This is a genomic window from bacterium (genome assembly GCA_018814885.1).
Lineage (GTDB): Bacteria > Krumholzibacteriota > Krumholzibacteriia > LZORAL124-64-63 > LZORAL124-64-63 > JAHIYU01.
In genome coordinates this window covers 1-19,491 of sequence record JAHIYU010000102.1, presented here as the reverse complement: position 1 = coordinate 19,491, position 19,491 = coordinate 1, and the positions used below count along the sequence as shown (strand labels likewise).

The following is a 19,491-nucleotide window of genomic DNA, read 5'->3' as shown; positions in this document are numbered from 1 at the left end:
ACCCGCAGCCAGGGATTCTGCAGCCGAATCAGCATGCTAGACCATCGGTACTCCATTAACAAGACGAGCTCTCGCGACCGGACCGCGGTCGCGTCGTTGTGTGCCGTCTGTCTGCTGGGCTGGGCCTCCCCCGCGCTGGCGTACATCGGCCCCGGCGCCGGCTTCGCCCTGGGCGGTTCGCTGCTCTTCGGCCTGGCGGGCATCCTGGTCGCCTGCGGCGCCCTGCTGCTGTGGCCCCTGCGCACCCTGGTGCGCGTCCTGCGCAGCCGCCGGCGCCTGAGCCGCGCCCGCGTCCGCCGCGTGATCGTGCTCGGACTGGACGGGCTCGATCCGGGCCTGGTCAAGGAGGGCCTGCGCGAGGGGCGCCTGCCCAACTTCCGCAGTTTGCGCGCACGGGGGGGCTTCCGTCCCCTGGCCACCACCACGCCGGCCATGTCGCCGGTGGCCTGGTCGGGTTTCGCCACGGGCGTCGACGCCGGCCGCCACAACATCTTCGACTTCCTCAACCGCGACCTGCGCTCCTACCTGCCGGTGCTCTCGTCGACGAAGATCAGCGGCGGCGGGCGCCTGCTGCGCATCGGCCCCTGGCGCATCCCCGTGGGCAAGCCGCACATAGAATTACTCAGGCGCAGCAAGGCCTTCTGGCAGGTGCTCGGCGAGAACGGCGTGAAGGCGACGGTGCTGCGCGTGCCCATCACCTTCCCGCCCGAGAAGGTGGACGGCCAGATGCTGTCGGCCATGTGCGTGCCCGACCTGCGCGGCACCCAGGGCACCTTCAGCTGGTTCAGCGCCGATCCCGGCGACGGCGCCGCCGCCGGCGTGGCGCCGGTCTCCGACGAGGAGACGATCGGGGGCGTGCGCAACCGGCTGACCCGCAACGGCGCCGCCTATGAAGGCACGCTGGTAGGACCGGACCACCCCGCCGGCGGCCGGATGAGCCTGTCGATCAAGGCCACCGTGGACAGCGCCGCCAGGCGCGCCACCTTCGCCGTGGACGGTCAGACCTTCTCCCTCGGCCCCGACGTGAACTCCCCCTGGATCCGGATCAGGTTCAGCGGCGGCCCGGGCGTGACGGCCAAGGGCATCTGCAAGTTCAGGGTGACCAGCTTCGAGACGCCGTTCTCGTTCTACGTGACGCCGGTCCACCTGGACCCCGAGAGCCCGGCCATGTCCATCTCCCACCCGCCCCATTACGCCATCGCCCTGGCCAAGCTGCACGGCTCGTTCGCCACGCTGGGACTGGCGGAGGACACCTGGGCCCTGAACGAGCGGGTGCTCGACGAACAGGGTTTCCTGGACCAGGCCTGGGAGATCCACGCCGAACGCGAACGCCAGTTCTTCCACGTGCTCGACCGCCAGCCCAGCGGTTCGATCTCGGTGGTCTTCGACGCCACCGACCGCATCCAGCACATGTTCTTCCGCTACCTCGACGACGACCACCCGGCCAACGCCGGCAAGGACACCGAGAGGCATCGCCACGCCATCCGCGAGCTCTACGACCGGGCCGACGCGCTGGTGGGCCGGACGCTGGACAAGCTGAAAAAGGGAGACGTGCTGTTCGTCATCTCGGACCACGGCTTCAAACCCTTCCGCCGCGGCGTGAACCTCAACACCTGGCTGCGGGAGAACGGGTACCTGTACCTTCAGGACGATCCGGCCGAAGGAACGCCGCCGCCGGTGCCCGACGGCGCCACCGTCGAGCCGACGCGGATCGATTGGGCGCGCACGCGCGCCTACGCCAACGGGCTCGGCGGCTTCTACCTGAACCTGAAGGGCCGGGAGCATTCCGGCATCGTGACGCCCGCAGAGGCCGACGCGCTGCGCGCGGAACTCGTTTCCGCGCTGCGCGAGCTGCGCGACGACGACCTCGACACGCCCTGCGTCAACGACGTGCAGGACGGTCGAGACTGCTACCACGGCCCCTACGTCGAGAACGGACCGGACATCGTGATCGGCTTCAAGATCGGGTGGCGCACGGGGTGGGACGCCGCCGTGGGGCGGGTCTCCGCCCGCGTCTTCGAGGACAACACGCGCAGCTGGTCGGGCGACCACTGCGTCGATCCGCGCCTGGTGCCGGGCATCCTCTTCTCGTCGCTGCCGTTCGCCGAGACGCGGCCGTCGTTGCTCGACCTGGCGCCGACCATCCTGGACCTCTTCGGGGTCTCCCGGCCGGCCTGGATGAGCGGACGCAGCCTGCTGCCGACCGGAGGTGAAAAGTGAAGGCCCGCGTGACGGTCCCGCTGCTGGCGATCCTGGCGCTGGCCGGCATGGTCTACGGCGCCGCGCCCAAGGTTCTCTGCATAGGCTTCGACGGGATGGACCCGAAGCTGCTCGATCGCTACCGCGCCGAGGGCGTAATGCCCAATTTCGACCGGCTCATCGCCGAGGGCGACTACAAGACCCTCGGCACGGCCATCCCGCCCCAGTCCCCGGTGGCCTGGTCGAACTTCATCACGGGCATGAATCCCGGCGGCCACGGGATCTTCGACTTCATCCACCGCGATCCGGAGACCCTGATGCCGTACCTGTCCGCGGCCCAGGCCATGGCGCCGCAGCGCTGGTGGAAGGTGGGCGGCTGGAAGCTGCCGCGCGGCAGCGGCGAGGTGCTTAACCTGCGCCAGGGCCTCGCGTTCTGGGAGCCGCTGGCCGAAGCGGGCATCGATGTGACGATATTCAAGGTGCCCTCGAACTTCCCGCCGGTGGACTGCGAGGTGCATTCCCTGTCCGGCATGGGGACGCCGGACATCCTGGGCACCTACGGCATCTTCACCTACTACACGGACGCGCCGACCGGCGAGACGGAACTGTCGGGCGGCCGCGTGGTGCCGGTCCTCGTGCGACGCGGGCGCGTGGAGACGGAGCTCTTCGGGCCGGTGAACAGCTACCGCGCGGGCGATCCCGAGACCACGATCCCGTTTTCCGTCGTGCTGGACCGCCAAAGGGGCGAGGCCCTCTGCGAGGTGCAGGGCACGCGTTTCCTGCTCCGCGAGGGCGAGTGGAGCGCGTGGCTGACGCTGGACTTCGAGCTGGTGCCCCTGTTGAAATCGGTCTCGGGCGTGTGCCGCTTCTACCTGATGGAGACATCGCCGGCGTTGCGCCTCTACGTCACGCCCATCAACATCGACCCGGCGAACCCGGAGATGCCCATCAGCACGCCCGGACACTACAGCCGCGATCTGGCCCGCGCGCTGGGCCCCTACTACACGCAGGGACTGCCCGACGACACCAAGGCCCTCGAGGAGCGCGTCTTCGGCGACGACGACTACGTGTCCCAGTCCTCGGAGGTGCTGGCGGAGCGCACCGCCCAGTTCGCCCACGAGCTGGAGCGGTTCGCCGCGCTGGACAGCGGCCTGCTGTTCTTCTACTACAACAGCCCCGACCAGACCTGCCACACCTTCTGGCGCAACATGGATCCCGACTCGCCCATGCACGACGCCGAGGCCGAGCGCCACGAGCACCGCATCCGCGAGGTCTACCAGGCCTGCGACGCGGCCCTGGGCCTGGCGCTGGAACACGTGGACGACCGCACCCTGGTCCTGGCGATCAGCGACCACGGCTTCGCGCCGTACCACCGCTCCTTCCACGTCAACCGCTGGCTGCTGGACAACGGTTACCTGAACCTGCGCACCGGGGTGGACCCGTCCGAGGTGGAGTACCTGGCCGGCATCGACTGGCGCCGCACGCGGGCCTACGCCATCGGTATCAACGGGCTGTACCTGAACCTGCGGGGACGGGAGAGGCGCGGCACGGTCGACCCCCGGCGGGAACGCGAGGAGCTGCTGCGGGAGCTGGAGGAGAAGCTCGAGGCGGTGACGGATCCCTTGACGGGCAAGCGCGCGATCAAGTACGCCTACCGCACCGACGAGATCTATTCCGGGCCGCAGACGGCCAGCGCGCCGGACATCATCCTGGGTTACTACGCCGGCTTCCGGGGGTCGAACGAGTCGGCCCTGGGCGAGGTCCCCGGGACGGTCTTCGCGGACAACATGATGAAGTGGAGCGGCGACCACTGCATGGCCGCCGACGAGGTGCCCGGCGTCATCGTCACCAACCGCAGAATCACCAAGGACGACCCGGAACTGCTGGACCTGGCGCCGACCTTCCTGTCGCTGTTCGGGCTCGAACCGCTGCCGGAGATGGTCGGCCGTCCGATATTCGAAGGAGAATGAGATGTTTGGGCCCAGATTGAAGATCGACAGGGAACTGATGGAGAAGATCCGCAAGTACGCCGGCATCGCCGGCTACGCGTCGCCCGAGGAGTTCGTCAAACACGTGCTCGAGCGCGAGGTCGCGAAGTTCGAGGAGGGCGGGGATTCGGAGGATGAGATCCGCAAGCGGATGCAGGGGCTGGGGTACATCTCGTAGGGAATGATCGTGGACTGGCTGGCCAAAACTCTCACCGGACTGTTCGACCTGCTGCTGCGGCCTTTCGGCACCGCGGGCTGGCCGGCATTGGCCGTCGTCTCGGCTCTCGCCGGCGTGCTGCTGCTGTGGCTGTTCAAGGTGACGACCAACCAGACGGCGTTATCGGAGCGGCGGCGGCGTTTGACCGGGCATCTGTACGAGATGGGGCTCTACCAGGATCACCTCGGGATCCTGATGCGTATCCAGTGGGATCTGTTCAAGGCCAATATGCGGTACCTGTCGACCTCGCTGCCGGCGCTGCTGGTCCTGCTGCCGGCGGTGCTGGTGATCGTGGTGCAGCTGGATGCCCGGTACCAGCGGCGGGGGTTGCGTGAGGGAGAGACGACGCTGGTCAGCGCCCGGGTGGTCGAGGGGCAGGAGGATGTCCTGTCGCGGCTGGCGCTGGAGGCGGAGACGGGTCTCGACGTGGAAGCCGGCCCGCTCGTGGACCGGGCGAACCGCGAGGTCTGGTGGCGCGTGCGCGCCACGGCCGATACGCCCCGGGAAGTGACGGTGACCGACGGCGCGACGCGCTGGGCCAAGCTCCTGGCGCCGGCCGGCGATCGGGATCGGCTGGCCGGTGCGCGCGAGCGCGGCGGCTGGCATCACCTTCTGCTCAATCCTACCGAGATCCCCCTGCCCGACGGCGCGCCGCTGGCGGCGATCCGCGTGGAGCTGCCGCGGCGGGACGACGACTGGGCCGGGTTGCCCGTGTGGCTGTGGGGGTTCTTCCTGTTGTCGGTCGTCGGCGGGCTGTTATTCAAGCGTGTGCTGAAGGTCGAGATGTAAGTCAGATTTCGAGGCCGGCCTCGTCCCGCATCCTGTACAACTCCGTTTCCAGGTCCCTCATGTAGATCCGGTGGATGTCCAGCGAGTCGACCCTCGCCTCGCCCTTTTCCAGCACCGAAAAGGATTGATGCCCGCCCAGTCCGCGCGGCACGGTGCGAATGATCTTGAAGAAACGGCCCACCGTACGCTCCCATTCCCTGGTTTCATAGTAAGTCCCCATGTTCGTGGAACCTTCGGTACAACGCCCCACGGTCGTGCGCCCGGTGAAGGTAAGCGTTCCGCCGACTCGTTTACGGAGTTCATCGTAGAGCGTCTCGTCGTGGTAGGTGATGAAGGCACGACCTCCCGGCGCCAGGACCCGGTTCAATTCCCACAGCCAGTAGTCGGTGGTGCGGGCAAGATGGGTGAACACCGAAATCACATAGGCCGCGTCGACACTGTTGTCGGGAATGTCGTGGGTGGTGTAGACGTATTCGGTGTCTGACAGGGCATCGACACCGGCCAGGCTGGCCAACATCATGGGATCCACATCGAAACCGATGAACCGCGCCCCGGGCAGTCTTTGCGAAAGGGGCCACAGGACCCGTCCCAGACCGACACCGAAATCCAGCACGGTGCGGGCCTCGGACAGACCCTCCAGATTCTCCTGGATGCAATCCGCGAGTTTCTCTCCCATCTCGACGAGATGCTGCGGCTCCGCCGCGCCGTTGACCTTCAACCTGGCGTGCAGCGGCGTGGCTGCCAAGGCATCGTAAAACTCCTTGTGGGCCGTTTCGATTTCTTGCTCGATGAGGTTCGCCACTGTCGACACTTCGGCGTCTTGGCCGCATTGCTCCAGATAGTCCCGGCAAACTTCCAGCCCGCGGCGCAGCAGGCGCGGTCGGGTGCGGGCCAGGTCGGCATAATTCAAAGCAAATAGCCGGCGGTCTCCTCCGCAGCGCAGTGCGGTCTCCAGGCCTGAAACGGCGCCGGTCAAGCCTCCCGACTGGAAGCGGGCAATAGCCAGATTGTTGGCAAATTGGCCATTGTCGGGTTCGTGGCTGGCTGCGAGTTCGAAAAGCGCCAGGGCATCCTGAATTTGATTGGCCTCCAACAGACATTCACCCAATGTGTTGATCTCATCGGGAATGGACTGTATTTGTGCCAACATTCCTTTATTCCTTGTGTAATGGTGATTGTTTCGATGCGGGCACAGCTCGATCAAGATCCGCTGTCATGCTGATGATCCTGCCACGTCGTTCTATGGGCTGCTGTTGATAGTCCGTGCCGTGTCCGGCATCGCATAAGACATGCCATGCGTCGGCCCGGTTACCGCCGTACGGGTCGGCGGCGTCAGGGGATGGATTCCCGCCGCGGCGCCGCGGCTTGCACATCGCGATATCGATCTTATCATGTCGACGGAGATCTGTCGGAGCGGAGGTCATCATGACCGGTGCGTTGAAGGTCGCACGCCTGGGGGGTCGATGCCGTGACCGCGACTGGCCCGACGAACCACCTGCAACACCACCGGATCCCACCCCGCACACCACTCCGTATCCGCCACGCGGCCTCCATCCGGCCCCACCTTGAAGGCCTCCATCGACGACCGGCATCGTGACATCATCGGGCCTGTTTGAAACGGATGCAGAAGCATCCGTGATGTCCGCGAGAAGGCTCTGTTCCCAGGAGGGGGGTGGCAGCATGCCTGTCCGTACGTATCCAACGGCGCTCGTCCTGAGCCACGCACGCGCCGACCGGGAGTTCGCATGTCGTCTGACCCGGGATCTCGAGAACGCCGGCGCGAAGGTCTCGACCTTCGAGGCGGAGAGCCTCTTCGGAGCCTTTCACATGGCCACGATACGAGAGGGCATCGCCGCTGCCGCATTCTGGGCCGTCATCCTGACTCCGGCAATCGTCGCCTCGGACATGGCGAAGAACGAGCTCGAGAGGGCCATGGCATCCGATGTCGTGGACAGCGAGGTGGAGGTACTCCCCCTCCTGAGGTCTCCGTGCAAGCTGCCTGCATGCCTGAACAGGAAGCGTTGTACCGATTTCACGGAAGATCAGGGATACGAGGCCGCTTTCGGACGCCTGCTCGGATGTCTGCGCCGGGCGGCAGACGCTCACGCGCCCGGCCGGGAAGGCGATCCGGTCGGACGGTACCCCACGGGAATCACGATCGACCCGATCCCGGGCCTCTCTGCGCGTCTCGTGTCTCTCTTCTGCCAGTACTACGAGAACTTCTACCGGTGGGACAGGATTTCCGTGGGCGAAGCGTGCGAGATGAAACTGGCCGATGCCGGTCTGATCGTGTTCCACGAATATTACGAACACGGCCAGTGGGGATACGAATTCACCCTGTCCGGATGCCGGCTCGTCCGCAAGATCTACGGAAGACGCGTACGACCGTGTCCGCGCGGGCTCATATGCGAGCCGGTCGAGGCCAGGAGCTGCGAGGAGGGTTAGCGTGCGGACCGCACCCCGCGTGCCGGCGCAGGCCCAGGAGTCGGCACCCGACGATCTGGACCGCCATCCCCTCCGCGAACACGATCCCGCCAGCCCCTACTCGAGCGACGCGACCTCCTTCAAGGCCATGGTATAGAATTTCTCCGTGTACTCCCTGACCATCCGCCGGGCGGAGAACCGGGCGCCGGCGCCGCGCATCGCGGCCTTCATGGTCTTGACCCATTCGATCGGTACCCCGGCGGCATCGACGCGATAGTAGCGCGGGACGATGTCGCTCTCCAGGGTCCGGTAGATCTCCTCCGCGTCGAGACGATCGCCATCGCCGTCCTTCTCCTCGTGCCTGATCGCCCAGCCGTTCTCGCCGTCGTAGCCCTCCTCCCACCAGCCGTCGAGAATGCTCAACTGGGGCACCCCGTTCATGGCGGCCTTCATGCCGCTGGTGCCGCTGGCCTCGAGCGGCGGCAGGGGGTTGTTCAGCCACACGTCCACGCCGTGGACCATATACTGGGCCAGCTGCTCGCCGTAGTCCTCGACGAAGGCGATGCGGCCGCCGAACGCCGGGGCGCGGGCCATGTCTACGAGCTCCTGCAGGAGCCGCTTGCCCGGGTCGTCGGCCGGGTGGGCCTTGCCGGCGAAGATGAACTGCACGGGACGGCGACGGTCGTTCAGCAGTCGCTGCAGGCGCTCGCTGTCGCGGAAGATCAGGGTCGCCCGCTTGTAGGTGGCGAAGCGGCGGGCGAAGCCGATGGTCAGGACCGAGGGATCCAGCAGCGCGCCGCCCGCCATCACCAGGGACGGCCCGGCACCGTCGTGGAGCAAGCGCTGCCGGGCGCGTTCGCGGATCGCGTCGATGAGCTTGATCTTCAGCCAGTAGTGCGTCCGCCAGAGCTCCTCATCCGGGATCCGGTCCAGCGCGTCCCATAGCTCGGGGGCGTCGTGCCGGTCCAGCCAGTCGGCGCCGAGATACTCGTCCAGAAGGAGCTGGATCTTGGGCTCGATCCAGGTCGGCACGTGCACGCCGTTGGTGACGTGGGTGATCGGGACGTTCGCGACCGGCCGATCGGGCCACAGGCTCCGCCACATCTGGCGCGAGACCTCGCCATGGCGGCGACTGACCCCGTTGGCGAACGCCGAGAGCCGCAGGGCGAGGGCGGACATGTTGAAGCCGGCGTCCGGCTGGTCGGGGTGTGCGCCCAGCCTCAGGAAGGTGTCACGATCGAGACCCAGCGACGGCCAGTACGCGTGGAAGTGGCTCTCCATCAGGTCGTTCGGGAACACGTCGTGGCCTGCCGGCACGGGCGTATGGGTCGTGAAGATCGAGGTGTTGCGGACCTGTTCACGCGCCTCGTCGAAGGGCATTCCGGCCTCCACGCGCTCGCGGATTCGCTCCAGCAGCGCGAAGGCGGCGTGGCCCTCGTTCAGATGAAGCAGGTAGTGCGTGGTGCCGAGCGCGCGCAGGACCTCGGCACCGCCGAGGCCGAGCACGAGCTCCTGGCGCAGGCGCCGCTCGGCGTCGCCGATGTACAGCCGGGCGCAGATCCCGCGGCTGGCGGGATCGTTGTCCGGAATGTCGGTGTCCAGCAGGTAGAGCGGTATCTGCCCGACCTTCACCTTCCAGACGGCCACGTGGACCCCCGGGTCCATGAAGGGGACACGGACCACGAGTTGTTTTCCGTCACCACCCATGACCCGTGAGATGGCTGCGGCGTCGCGGTCGAGAGGTTCATCCCGATCCTCCTGCCAGCCATCCTCACCCAGCCGCTGACGCAGGTAACCTTCCGGATACATGAAGCCGACGGCCACGAGCGGGATGCAGAGGTCGCTGCACTCCTTCAGATAGTCACCGGCGAGGAACCCCAGGCCACCCGCGTAGAAGGGCAGCGAACGATGCAGGCCATATTCCGCCGAGAAGTAGGCCACGGCGAAACTGTGGTTCCGCTGCGCGTAATCCAGGTAACGGCAATGCTGCCCGCTCACGTGGGTGTTGAAGTCGGACATGACTTCATCGTAACGGTGCAGGTACTCGGCGTCGGCTGCAGCGGCGGACAACACCTCGCCGGACAGATCGCGCAGCATCCGGTCGGGGTTGTGCCCGCTCTGCTTCCAGGCCTGCCGATCCAGCATCTTGAAGAGCATGCGAGCGCGCGGATGCCAGCACCACCAGAGATTCTCGGCCAGATCCTCCAGGCCGACGAGGCGTGCCGGCAGGCCGGGGAAGATACGCTGCTGGTCGTTCATGGGGATCACCACTCCATCGAGTCGGGACATGGGAACTTTGGAAGCACCATGCACTGGCGTTGCGCATGAATGGTGCGGCGTGCGTGGCGGCTTCCCTTATTCATGCCTCAACGCCTCGATCGGATCCATCTTAGCCGCCCGATTCGCCGGATACATCCCAAAAAATATCCCTATGCTCGCCGAAAACGCCACCGCCCCCACCGCCACGAAGGGATTGAACCCGAACGGGAACGCCAGCACCTTGGTCCCCCCCCAGGCCATCAGATACCCCAGCACGGTTCCCACCACGCCCCCGATTCCCGTCAACGTAGCCGACTCCACCAGGATCTGTCGCAGCACGTCCTGCCGCCGCGCCCCCACGGCCATGCGCACCCCGATCTCCCGCGTCCGCTCGGTGACCGAGATCAGCATGATGTTCATCACGCCGATCCCCCCGACCATCAACCCGATCGACGACATCACCACCAGCACCAGCGCCACCGCCTGGGTCACCTTGCCCACCAGCTCGCCGTAGGTCTCCGAGGCCACCACCTCGAAATCGTTCTCCTGGTCGGGCCGCAACCCGCGCACACGCCTCAGGACACCCGTGACGTCGGTCGCCACCTCGTCGCTGTCGTAGCCGTCGGCCACGGTCACCGCCACCGTACGGTCATCGAACTCCTTGTTGGAAAAATCCTTCTCGTAGGTGGGCCAGGGGACGACCACCCAGTTGTCTCCCATCTGTCCGAAGATGTGGCGGCGGCTCTCCATGGTGCCGACGATCTCGTAGTCCACGCCGAAGATCCGCAGGCGCTTGCCCACCGGGTCCACGTTGGGAAAGAGGGTCTCGACCGGTCCGGCGCCGAGCACACAGACGCGGCGGCGGGCGTCCTGTTCCTCGTACGTGAAGAAACGCCCTTCCCCGAGGCCGAACGAGTAGAGGTTGTGGAAGTCGGCCGAAGCGCCGAAGACCTGCACCAGGTTGGTGCGCTCCTTGCCGTAGGTCAGCACCGTGGCGCGGCCGCTGGAGATCATGTAATCCGTGCCGTCGACACCTCCGACCTCGGCCAGGACTTCGATGCACTCGGGCATGAGCTGGGGCCGGCGCAGCTTCTCCTCCATGTCCTCGCCGCCGAGGCCGTGGTAGCGCGCGATGTACAGGTACGGCTTGGCCGACGACACGATGTCGTTGCGGATCCGTCCGCTCAGGCCGGTGACGATTGTGAACATGGCCAACAACGTCGCCACGCCGATGGCCACGCCCAGGATCAGCAGGAAGCTGCGCAGCTTGTGGCCGCGGATGGTGGCGAAGGCCTGTGCGAATCCCTCGCCGGCATGCATGCGGCCGCTGATGTCCACGCGGTCACTCACGTCGCAGAGCCTCCACGGGATCAAGACCGGCCGCCTTCCACGCCGGGTAGGTGCCGAAGATCAGGCCGATCACGAACGTCACCGCCAGACCCAGCACGACCGACCACCAGGCGAAGGCGAAGGGCAGCGGCGTCACCGCGGTGATCAGCAGGGCCAGCCCCAGGCCGAAGCTGATGCCCAGCACGCCGCCGGTCACCGACAGCGTGATCGACTCCACCAGGAACTGCCACAGGATCGCCGTGCGGCGCGCGCCCACGGCCTTGCGGATGCCCACCTCCCTGGTGCGCTCGGTGACCGCGACCAGCATGATGTTCATCAGCACGATGCCGCCGATCACCAGGCTGATGCCCACCAGCGGCACCAGGGCGCTGTAGATGGCGCCCGAGATGCCCGACCACAGCGAGAGCAGCTCATCCATGGTCACGATGCCGAAATCGTCTTCCTCGGCGGGACGCAGCTTGTGGCGCAGGCGCATGTAGTGGCGCGCCTCGTCCTGGGCCTCCGCCATACCGGTCAGGTCGGCGACCGAGACCTTGATGTCGATCGATTCCCGGGAGCCGAACAGCTTCAGGTAGGCGGTGATCGGCACGATCACGAAACGGTTGCGGCTGCTGCCGAGCATGGTGCCGCGGTCCTCGATCACGCCGGCCACCCGGAAGTGGCGCTTGCCGAGTTTCACCGTGCGTCCGGACGGGTCGTCGAGATCGGGAAAGAGTTCGCGCGCGATGTCCCAGCCGAGAACCGCCGCCTGGCGGCTGGCGGCCACGTCCTGCCGGGTCAGGTGCCTTCCCGCGTGCAGGGGCAGGTCCTCGAGCAGGGAATAGTCGTCGGTCTTGCCGCGGACGGTCACGCCGCGGGAGTTGCGGCCCTGGGCCCGCAGATCGGCGTTGCGGTCGAGGGAGGCGCCCACACTGGCGGCGCGGGTCATGCGCTCGCCCAGGTACGCGCGGTCGTCGAGCGTCAGCTTGGGGTTCTCCAGGGACTCCAGGAAGGCGTCCATGTCGGTCAGGATGTCGTAGAAGTTCACCCGCGAGATCGTGAAGACGTTCGATCCTTCGTCCAGGACCTTGTGTCTGGCGTAGATGTCCACGCCGTTGATCAGCGAGACCACTGCGATCACGCTCATCGTCCCGACGATGTTGCCGAGCAGGGTGAGCAGGGTCCGCAGCTTGTGGGTCCAGAGGCTGGCCAGGGCGATGCGTACGCCTTCCCAGAGATTCATCAGTCCCGGTCCCGGCGCTTCTTCTTGGCTTCCTTCACCGCATCGCCGTGCTCCAGCCCGCGCAGCTCGCGGAAGGGGCCGGTCACGATCCGGTCGCCCGCCTCGACGCCCGAGAGTAGCTCGAAATCCTCCTCGCCCGTGATGCCGAGCTCGACGGGCCGGAACGCGACCGTGCCTGCGGTCACCAGGAATACGCCCTCGCGCTCCTCGCGCTGCACGCTGTCCCGCGCCGCACTGTCCGGAGCGGCCGCGCCGCGGGCCGCGCGCCGGCCCGGGCGTTCCTCGGGCGGCCACTTGCGGATGACCACGGCGCCGATGGGTACGGCCAGCGCGCTGTCCGACTCGGCCACGGTGATCTCGGCCTCGGCCGAGAGACCGGGCCGCACGCCCGCGACCTGCTCGGTCAGGGTCACGGTGACCTTGAAGTCGACGGCCTGCTGGCTCTGGCCGGTGCTCGTGTAGATGGGGCTGTTGCCGATCTCGGTCACCACGCCCACGAAGGTCGTGTCGGGGAAGGCGTCGATCTCGACGCCCACCGCCTGGCCCAGGGCGATCCTGACGACCTCGGTCTCATCCACGTCGACCTCCGCCTCCATGGTCGCGAGATCGGCGATCACCAGCAGCACGGTGCCCGGATTGTTCAAGGTGCCCATGATGGCGTTCTCGCCCTCTTCCACGTTCAGACGTGTGACGACGCCGCCCATGGGCGCGGTGATGGTGACCTTGTCGAGGTCGTAGCGCGCCTTGTCCAGGCTGGCCTCGGCCTGGTTGAAGCGCGCCTCGGCGGCCGCCACGCGGGCCTCGTCGACGCTCAGGTTGGTCTCGGCCGCCTCGAGCTGCTCCTGCGATTTCAGGTCGCAGTCGAAGAGGCTGCGCACGCGCGAGAGATCCTGGCGCGTCTTCGCCACGGTGGCCTGCACGACCTGCAGGTCGGCCTTCGCGGTGCGCACCGCGGCCTGGTAGCCGCGCATGACCGACGCGTACTCGGTGGGGTCGATCTCGAGCAGGAACTGCCCCGCCACGACGCGGTCGCCCTCCGCCACGGCCAGGCGCGTCACCTTGCCGATGGTGTTGGCGCTCACATCCACCTTGCGCTTGGGCGTCAGGGTGCCCGACGCGGTGACCGTCTCCACCAGGTTCTTGCGCACGATCGTGCCCAGGTCGACTTCCGTCGCCTTGGTGTCGGACTTGAGCAGGTTGGCGGCGATCAGACCCACCACCGCGATCACGGCCCCGATGATCAACCATTTCTTCACGTCAGCTCCTCACGGATCATATGAACAGCCGGCCGATGCCGAACATGACGAGACTCACCAGCAGCCAGGTCGCTACGACCGCCACGACCGCCTTGTTGCGGGCGAAGCCGTGCACCTTCTCGAAGCCGATGACGATCAGCACCACGCCCCAGATGGTGAAGACGTCGAACATCGACAGCAGGCCGAAGAGGGGATCCAGGACGCCGCGCCCCGACACGAGGACCGCCGGGCCCAGAGAGACCTGCATCATCGACCCCTTGGCCAGCACCAGCGGCCACTTGATCAGCGAGGCGTAGCCCAAGGACACCACGTTCGACCAGAAGACCACGCCCATCACCTGCCCGAAGGTGCCCTGCCCGCCGGCCAGCTTGCCGAAGAGCAGAAAGACCAGACCCAGGACGAAGACGGTGGCCGCGCCGCCGAAACCGCTGGGCAGGGCTTGCTTGACGCGGTCGACGGTGGTCAGGTTCAGGTAGTCGTCGTACATCTTATCGATGTCCTCGGGGGGCATCATGCGGCCGATGCGGGTGTCGCGCATGACATCCACCTGCTCCGGGCCGGCGATGTGGAGCGTGGCGGCGGTGAAGAAGCCCATCATGAGGATGACGGCCAGCGCCGCCACGAGCACGCGCGGTTTCTCGCGCACGGCCGCCATGGCCGCGGACGGGTTGAAGATGATCGTCCAGAAACGAGTCAGCACCGAGTCGTTCATTGATCCCCTCCCAGGGTATGCGGATCGCCGGGTCCCGGATCGTCCAACCCCAAGGCGTCGAGCCTCTCGCGCAGCCGCCGGCCGGTCGATACCATGCCGGAGCCCGCCTCGGCGCGGGCGAGACGCAGCGCCGCGGGCTCGTCGCGAGCCGCCTCCGCCAGGAATTCCCGGGCGAATGCGCCGCTCTCGATCTCGTCCAGGATTTGCCCCATCCGCTCGCGGACGCCATCGTCCACCAGCCGGGGTCCGCGCGTCAAGCCGCCGTATGCCGCCGTCGGGCTGATCATCCGCCGCATGCCGTCCAGCCCGTGCCGGTGCAGCAGGTCGGCGATGAGCTTGACCTCGTGCACGCATTCGAAATAGGCGTTGTCGGCGCTGTAGCCGCGCGCGGCCAGGGTGTCGAAGGCCGCGCGGACCAGTTCCACCAGCCCGCCGCAGAGTACCGCCTGCTCACCGAACTGATCGGCCACGCATTCCTCGCGGAAGGTGGTGCGGAAGCCCCCGCCGCGCAGGCAACCGATCGCCTTGGCATAGGCCGCCGCGAGGGCCCAGGTCCCGTCCGGCGACCCCTCGGTGACCGCCAGCATGCCCGGCAGACCGCCGCCGCGCGCGTAGGCCTCGCGCAGCATGTCGCCCTGTCCCTTGGGCGCGACCAGGAAACAGGAGATCCCGTCGGCGGGCGCGATCTCGCCGAAGGCGACGGCGAAACCGTGGGAGAAGCCGAGCGCCGCGCCCGGACGCAAGGCGTCCGCCAGCCATTCACCCCAGGCGCGGCCCTGGACCTCGTCGGGCAGCAGGACCATGACCACGTCCCCCTGCGCGGCGGCGTCGGGCAAGGACAGCACGACAAAGCCGTCGTCGCGCGCGCGGCCGTGCCCGCGGCCGCCGGCGCGGGCGCCGATCACGACCTCGATCCCGCTGTCGCGCAGATTCAGGGCCTGGGCCCGCCCCTGATTGCCGTAACCGAGCACGGCGACCGTGCGGCCGTCCAGGGGGTCGAGCGTAACCTCGCTCTCCTCATAGACGTCCCGCTGTTCGTCGCTTCCCTTCGCGCCAGCCATCTCCACCTCCATTGCCGATCGGCCGGACCTTTACGCAGGACAATATGGGTACCGCGCCGTCTTGACAAGAAATGCGTCCCTCGCTAGATTGAGAGCCCTCCCGGGAAGCTCCTGGAGGGGACAACGCAATAGAAACGGTGGCGGCTTAGCTCAGCTGGTTAGAGCATCGGAATCATAATCCGAGTGTCCGGGGTTCGAGTCCCTGAGCCGCTACCATTTTTTTTGCCCCACGCTGCTCCGGGGCGACGTACACGCCATGTCCAACAGAGACACATTTCTCGGCAAGGTGATTCCGGAACTGGACCGGTTGCTGACACTTGTCGCCGCCGTCGGCACGGGCGCCCGTCCGGGCTCCGGCCGTTTGGGGGTCCTGGTGGCCCTCTCGGGTGGCGCCGACTCGGTGGCCCTGTTGCTGGCGGCCGTGGCCCGGCGCGCGCGCGTCGGCGAACCCGTCGCGGCCGCCCACGTCAACCACCTGTTGCGCGGCGACCAGGCCGACCGGGACGAAGCCTTCTGCGACGAGATCTGCCGGCGCCTCGACGTACCCCTGCACGTGCACCGCGAGGATCCCCGCGGTCCCGGCGTCCGAGACGGCGCGGGCCTCGAGGAGGCGGCGCGCCGGCTGCGCAGAGGGCATCTCGCATCCGTGCTGGACGCGCAACCGCGCCTGGCGGCTTGCGCCACCGGCCACCATCGCGACGACCAGCTCGAGACGCTCGTCATGCGTTTCTTCCGCGGCGCCGGCGCCGAGGGCATGCGCGGCATCAGGCCCGTCGCCGGGCGCACGATCCATCCCCTGCTGGTGACCGACCGCGCGGAGATCGAGGCCTTCCTGGCCGAAAGCGGGCAGGCCTGGCGCGGCGATCCCACCAACGAGGACGGGTCCAACGCGCGCGGCCGCGTACGCCACGAGCTGTTGCCGGTGGCGCGGGCGATCTTCGGCGAGTCCGTCACCACCGCGCCGCTGCGTCTTGCACAGCTGCTCGACGACGACGTGGCGGAGCTGGAGAAGGCGGCCGGCGGCCTGCTGGACGGGATCCTGGCCAAGGGAGACGGGGACTCCCTGCCCGTGGACGTCCTGACGGAGATGTCCCAGCCCCTGGCCTCCCGTCTGGTCAGAATGCACCTGCGCGAGCGCTGCGGCGTGGAGACCGACCTGGAGCGGGCGCACGTCGTCCGGCTGCTGGACTGGTTGCCGGAGAGCCGCTCGGGCAGCTGCGTCGATCTGATCGACGGCTGGCGGGCGTGCCGCGATTTCGACCGTCTGGTATTCGTGCCCCCGCGGATCGTGGACGAGATTTCACCGACGGCCGCGCTGTCTCTCTCGGTCAGACGCGCCACCGCGGAAGAAATCGCCCGCCCAGCACCGGAGCTGGGTAGTCCGGTTTCCGGGCCGCACGAATGGCGCCTGACCCTGCCCGACGAAGCGCTCCGCGGCGAACCCCGGCTGCGCGGCTGGCGTCCCGGCGACCGGATCGTGCCGTTCGGCATGCACGGCCACAAGAAGGTCAGCGATCTGCTGCGCGAGTTCGAGGTGCCTATCCGCGCGCGACGGGATGTCGTGCTCGTCGAGGACGACGAGGGCCCGTTGTGGCTGGTCGGGCTGGTCCGGGCGGAGCGCACCCGGTTGTTGCCGTCAACTGCGGCGGCGGTTACACTGCTGGTTCGTGGGATCGGCGCGGCCGGCGCACGTGGCGAATCGAATCGTTCACCGTCCCGGTGACCCGAACGCCGGTCCGCAGGCGAACCGTCTTCATGCGATGGGAGATCCATGGCCAACGACAGGAAAAAGCCCTCCTTCCCGGGCGCCGGCAACGGGCGACGCCCCGCGATGCCAGGACGCACGGTGGGTTTCTGGATGCTTCTGCTGCTGCTGGTGTTCCTCGCGTTCCAGATGATGTCCATCGACCGCGAGCAGGTCTATCCGATCGGCTGGACCGCGTTCAAGGAGCAGGTCGAGGCGGGCAACATCCGCTCGCTGACCAAGACGGAATCGACCGTCCAGGGCGAGCTCGTCCAGAAGGTCCCGATCATGCTGGAGAACGGCACTTCGCCCGAAGTCCAGCGCTTCGAGATCGTGCTGCTGGCGGAGGATCCCCATTTCCCGGAATGGGTGCACGAGCACAACCCCGACGCCTTCCTCAAGGGCGACACGCCGAAGACGAGCTGGCTGTCGGTGATCGTCACCTACTACCTGCCCTTTTTGCTGATCCTGGTGCTGTGGCTCTTCTTCATCCGGCAGATGCAGGGCGGCAGCAACAAGGCCTTCAGCTTCGGCAAGAGCAAGGCCAAGCTCATCAACATGGACAAGCCCACGATCACCTTCCAGGACGTGGCCGGCTGCGACGAGGCCAAGGTCGAGCTCGAGGAGATCATCGAGTTCCTGCGCCATCCAAAGAAGTTCCAGCGGCTGGGCGGGCGCATACCCAAGGGCGCCCTGCTGGTGGGCGCGCCCGGCACCGGCAAGACGCTGCTGGCCCGGGCCGTCGCCGGCGAGGCTTCCGTGCCCTTCTTCAGCATGAGCGGTTCGGACTTCGTGGAGATGTTCGTGGGCGTGGGCGCCTCGCGCGTGCGCGACCTCTTCGAGCAGGGCAAGAAGAACGCCCCGTGTATCATCTTCATCGACGAGATCGACGCGGTCGGCCGCCACCGCGGCGCCGGCCTCGGCGGCGGGCACGACGAGCGCGAGCAGACGCTGAACCAGCTCCTGGTGGAGATGGACGGCTTCGAGAGCAACGACGGCGTCATCCTGATCGCCGCGACCAACCGGCCCGACGTGCTCGACCCCGCGCTGTTGCGACCCGGTCGTTTCGACCGGCAGATCGTGGTCGACATGCCAGACCTGAACGGGCGCGAGGCCATCCTCAAGGTGCACATGAAGAAGATCCGCGTGGGCGACGACGTTTCCTCCCGCAAGATCGCCGCCGGCACGCCCGGACTGGCCGGCGCCGACCTGGAGAACCTGGTCAACGAGGCCGCCCTGCTGGCCGCCCGCAAGGATCACCAGGATGTCTGGATGGAGGACTTCCAGGAGGCCCGCGAGAAGGTCATGCTGGGCCCTGAGCGCCGCAGCATGATCCTGAGCGAGGAGGACAAGAAGATCACCGCCTACCACGAGGCCGGCCACGCCCTGCTCTCGATGCTCTGCGAGCACGCCGACCCCGCCGAGAAGGTGACGATCATACCGCGCGGGCAGGCCCTTGGCATCACCTTCATGCCCCCCGACAAGGACGAGCACCACACCAGCAAGGAGAAGCTGATCGACAAGATCTGCGTCGCGCTGGGCGGCCGCGTCGCGGAGGAGCTCTTCATCGGCAAGATCCACGGCGGCGCCTATGCGGACATCAAGGGAGTCACCAACATCGCGCGGATGATGGTAACCCAGCTCGGCATGAGCGACGCCCTGGGGCCCATCGCCTACGAAGAGGGCCAGGAGCAGATCTTCCTCGGCCGCGACTACGGGCGCCGGCGCACCCTGAGCGAACGCACACAGCAGCTGATCGACGACGAGGTCACGCACATCATCAACGAACAGCTCGAACGCGCACGCACCCTGCTTTCAGAGCACCGCGACGAGGCGGAAGCCATGGGCGAGGCCCTGCTCGAGCGCGAGACCCTCTCCCGCGAGGAGGTCGAGATGATCATGGCGGGCACCCCCCTGCCCGCGCCCGTGGTGAACCTGCCAGTCGACGACGCGAACGGTGACGGCGAGACCGCGACGGAGACGGCGGCGCCCATCGAGGCCGGCACGGCCCCGGACGATCCGCACGAGGAGCCCCGGCCTTGAGCGAGCCTCGACACCTGGATGAGACGGAAATGGCGGCGCCCGGCAAAGGCGCCGCCGCGTTTTGGCGGTTGAGGGAGCGGGTGCTCGACTACGCGCAGCGACCGCTGGTGATGGGCATCATCAACGTCACGCCGGACAGCTTCCACGCCCCCTCGCGCGCGGGGACCGCGCGGGCCGCCGCGATGGCCCGCGAGATGGCCGCGGCCGGCGCCGACCTGCTCGACGTG

Annotated in this window: 15 protein-coding genes and 1 tRNA gene; 9 read left to right on the top strand and 7 right to left on the bottom strand. The window is 67.4% G+C overall.

Annotated features, from left to right (window positions below; genetic code table 11):
- The first annotated feature begins 33 nt into the window (after nt 1-33).
- Genes KJ554_06370 through KJ554_06355 form a run of 4 tightly spaced genes read left to right on the top strand, consistent with a single transcriptional unit; the run spans nt 34 to nt 5,193 of the window.
- Nucleotides 34-2,220, top strand: a complete 2,187-nt coding sequence (locus KJ554_06370) for an alkaline phosphatase family protein (GenBank protein ID MBU0741956.1) — start codon at nt 34-36, stop codon at nt 2,218-2,220.
- The gene (locus KJ554_06365) at nt 2,217-4,169 is read left to right on the top strand and encodes an alkaline phosphatase family protein (protein ID MBU0741955.1); all 1,953 of its coding nucleotides are present in this window, start codon (nt 2,217-2,219) and stop codon (nt 4,167-4,169) included. Before KJ554_06370 ends, KJ554_06365 begins: the two co-directional genes overlap by 4 nt.
- A gap of 1 nt (nt 4,170) precedes the next feature.
- Complete coding sequence (locus KJ554_06360; GenBank protein MBU0741954.1) at nt 4,171-4,365, top strand: hypothetical protein; 195 nt, start codon at nt 4,171-4,173, stop codon at nt 4,363-4,365.
- A 9-nt stretch (nt 4,366-4,374) separates the two neighbouring features.
- Nucleotides 4,375-5,193, top strand: a complete 819-nt coding sequence (locus KJ554_06355; protein ID MBU0741953.1) for a hypothetical protein — start codon at nt 4,375-4,377, stop codon at nt 5,191-5,193.
- Nucleotide 5,194: 1 nt separating this feature from the next.
- On the opposite strand, the gene KJ554_06350 is transcribed toward KJ554_06355, so the two are convergent.
- Entirely contained in the window at nt 5,195-6,343 is a 1,149-nt protein-coding gene (locus KJ554_06350) for a methyltransferase domain-containing protein (protein MBU0741952.1), read from the bottom strand.
- A gap of 530 nt (nt 6,344-6,873) precedes the next feature.
- Here KJ554_06350 and KJ554_06345 point away from each other — a divergent pair.
- Nucleotides 6,874-7,638: a toll/interleukin-1 receptor domain-containing protein gene (locus tag KJ554_06345; protein ID MBU0741951.1), complete on the top strand. Its 765-nt coding sequence runs from the start codon at nt 6,874-6,876 to the stop codon at nt 7,636-7,638.
- A gap of 96 nt (nt 7,639-7,734) precedes the next feature.
- On the opposite strand, the gene glgP is transcribed toward KJ554_06345, so the two are convergent.
- The 6 genes from glgP to ilvC form a co-directional block, all read right to left on the bottom strand.
- On the bottom strand, nt 7,735-9,876 hold the full coding sequence (gene glgP, locus KJ554_06340; GenBank protein ID MBU0741950.1) for an alpha-glucan family phosphorylase: 2,142 nt from the start codon (nt 9,874-9,876) through the stop codon (nt 7,735-7,737).
- Nucleotides 9,877-9,972: 96 nt separating this feature from the next.
- A complete protein-coding gene (locus KJ554_06335; protein ID MBU0741949.1) occupies nt 9,973-11,226 on the bottom strand; it encodes an ABC transporter permease in 1,254 nt (417 codons plus the stop codon).
- On the bottom strand, nt 11,219-12,448 hold the full coding sequence (locus KJ554_06330) for an ABC transporter permease (protein ID MBU0741948.1): 1,230 nt from the start codon (nt 12,446-12,448) through the stop codon (nt 11,219-11,221). The genes KJ554_06335 and KJ554_06330 overlap by 8 nt, the downstream gene beginning before the upstream one ends.
- Nucleotides 12,448-13,704, bottom strand: a complete 1,257-nt coding sequence (locus KJ554_06325) for an efflux RND transporter periplasmic adaptor subunit (GenBank protein MBU0741947.1) — start codon at nt 13,702-13,704, stop codon at nt 12,448-12,450. The genes KJ554_06330 and KJ554_06325 overlap by 1 nt, the downstream gene beginning before the upstream one ends.
- Before the next feature lie 16 nt (nt 13,705-13,720).
- Nucleotides 13,721-14,416: a YIP1 family protein gene (locus tag KJ554_06320; GenBank protein ID MBU0741946.1), complete on the bottom strand. Its 696-nt coding sequence runs from the start codon at nt 14,414-14,416 to the stop codon at nt 13,721-13,723.
- Complete coding sequence (gene ilvC / locus KJ554_06315) at nt 14,413-15,477, bottom strand: ketol-acid reductoisomerase (GenBank protein MBU0741945.1); 1,065 nt, start codon at nt 15,475-15,477, stop codon at nt 14,413-14,415. Before ilvC ends, KJ554_06320 begins: the two co-directional genes overlap by 4 nt.
- 139 nt (nt 15,478-15,616) lie before the next feature.
- Here ilvC and KJ554_06310 point away from each other — a divergent pair.
- The 4 genes from KJ554_06310 to KJ554_06295 form a co-directional block, all read left to right on the top strand.
- A tRNA-Met gene (locus KJ554_06310) sits at nt 15,617-15,693 on the top strand.
- A gap of 40 nt (nt 15,694-15,733) precedes the next feature.
- On the top strand, nt 15,734-17,200 hold the full coding sequence (tilS, locus tag KJ554_06305; GenBank protein ID MBU0741944.1) for a tRNA lysidine(34) synthetase TilS: 1,467 nt from the start codon (nt 15,734-15,736) through the stop codon (nt 17,198-17,200).
- Between the two features lie 135 nt (nt 17,201-17,335).
- Nucleotides 17,336-19,264: an ATP-dependent zinc metalloprotease FtsH gene (ftsH, locus tag KJ554_06300; protein ID MBU0741943.1), complete on the top strand. Its 1,929-nt coding sequence runs from the start codon at nt 17,336-17,338 to the stop codon at nt 19,262-19,264.
- Between the two features lie 29 nt (nt 19,265-19,293).
- A partial coding sequence (locus KJ554_06295) for a dihydropteroate synthase (protein MBU0741942.1) occupies nt 19,294-19,491 on the top strand: 198 nt, incomplete at its 3' end.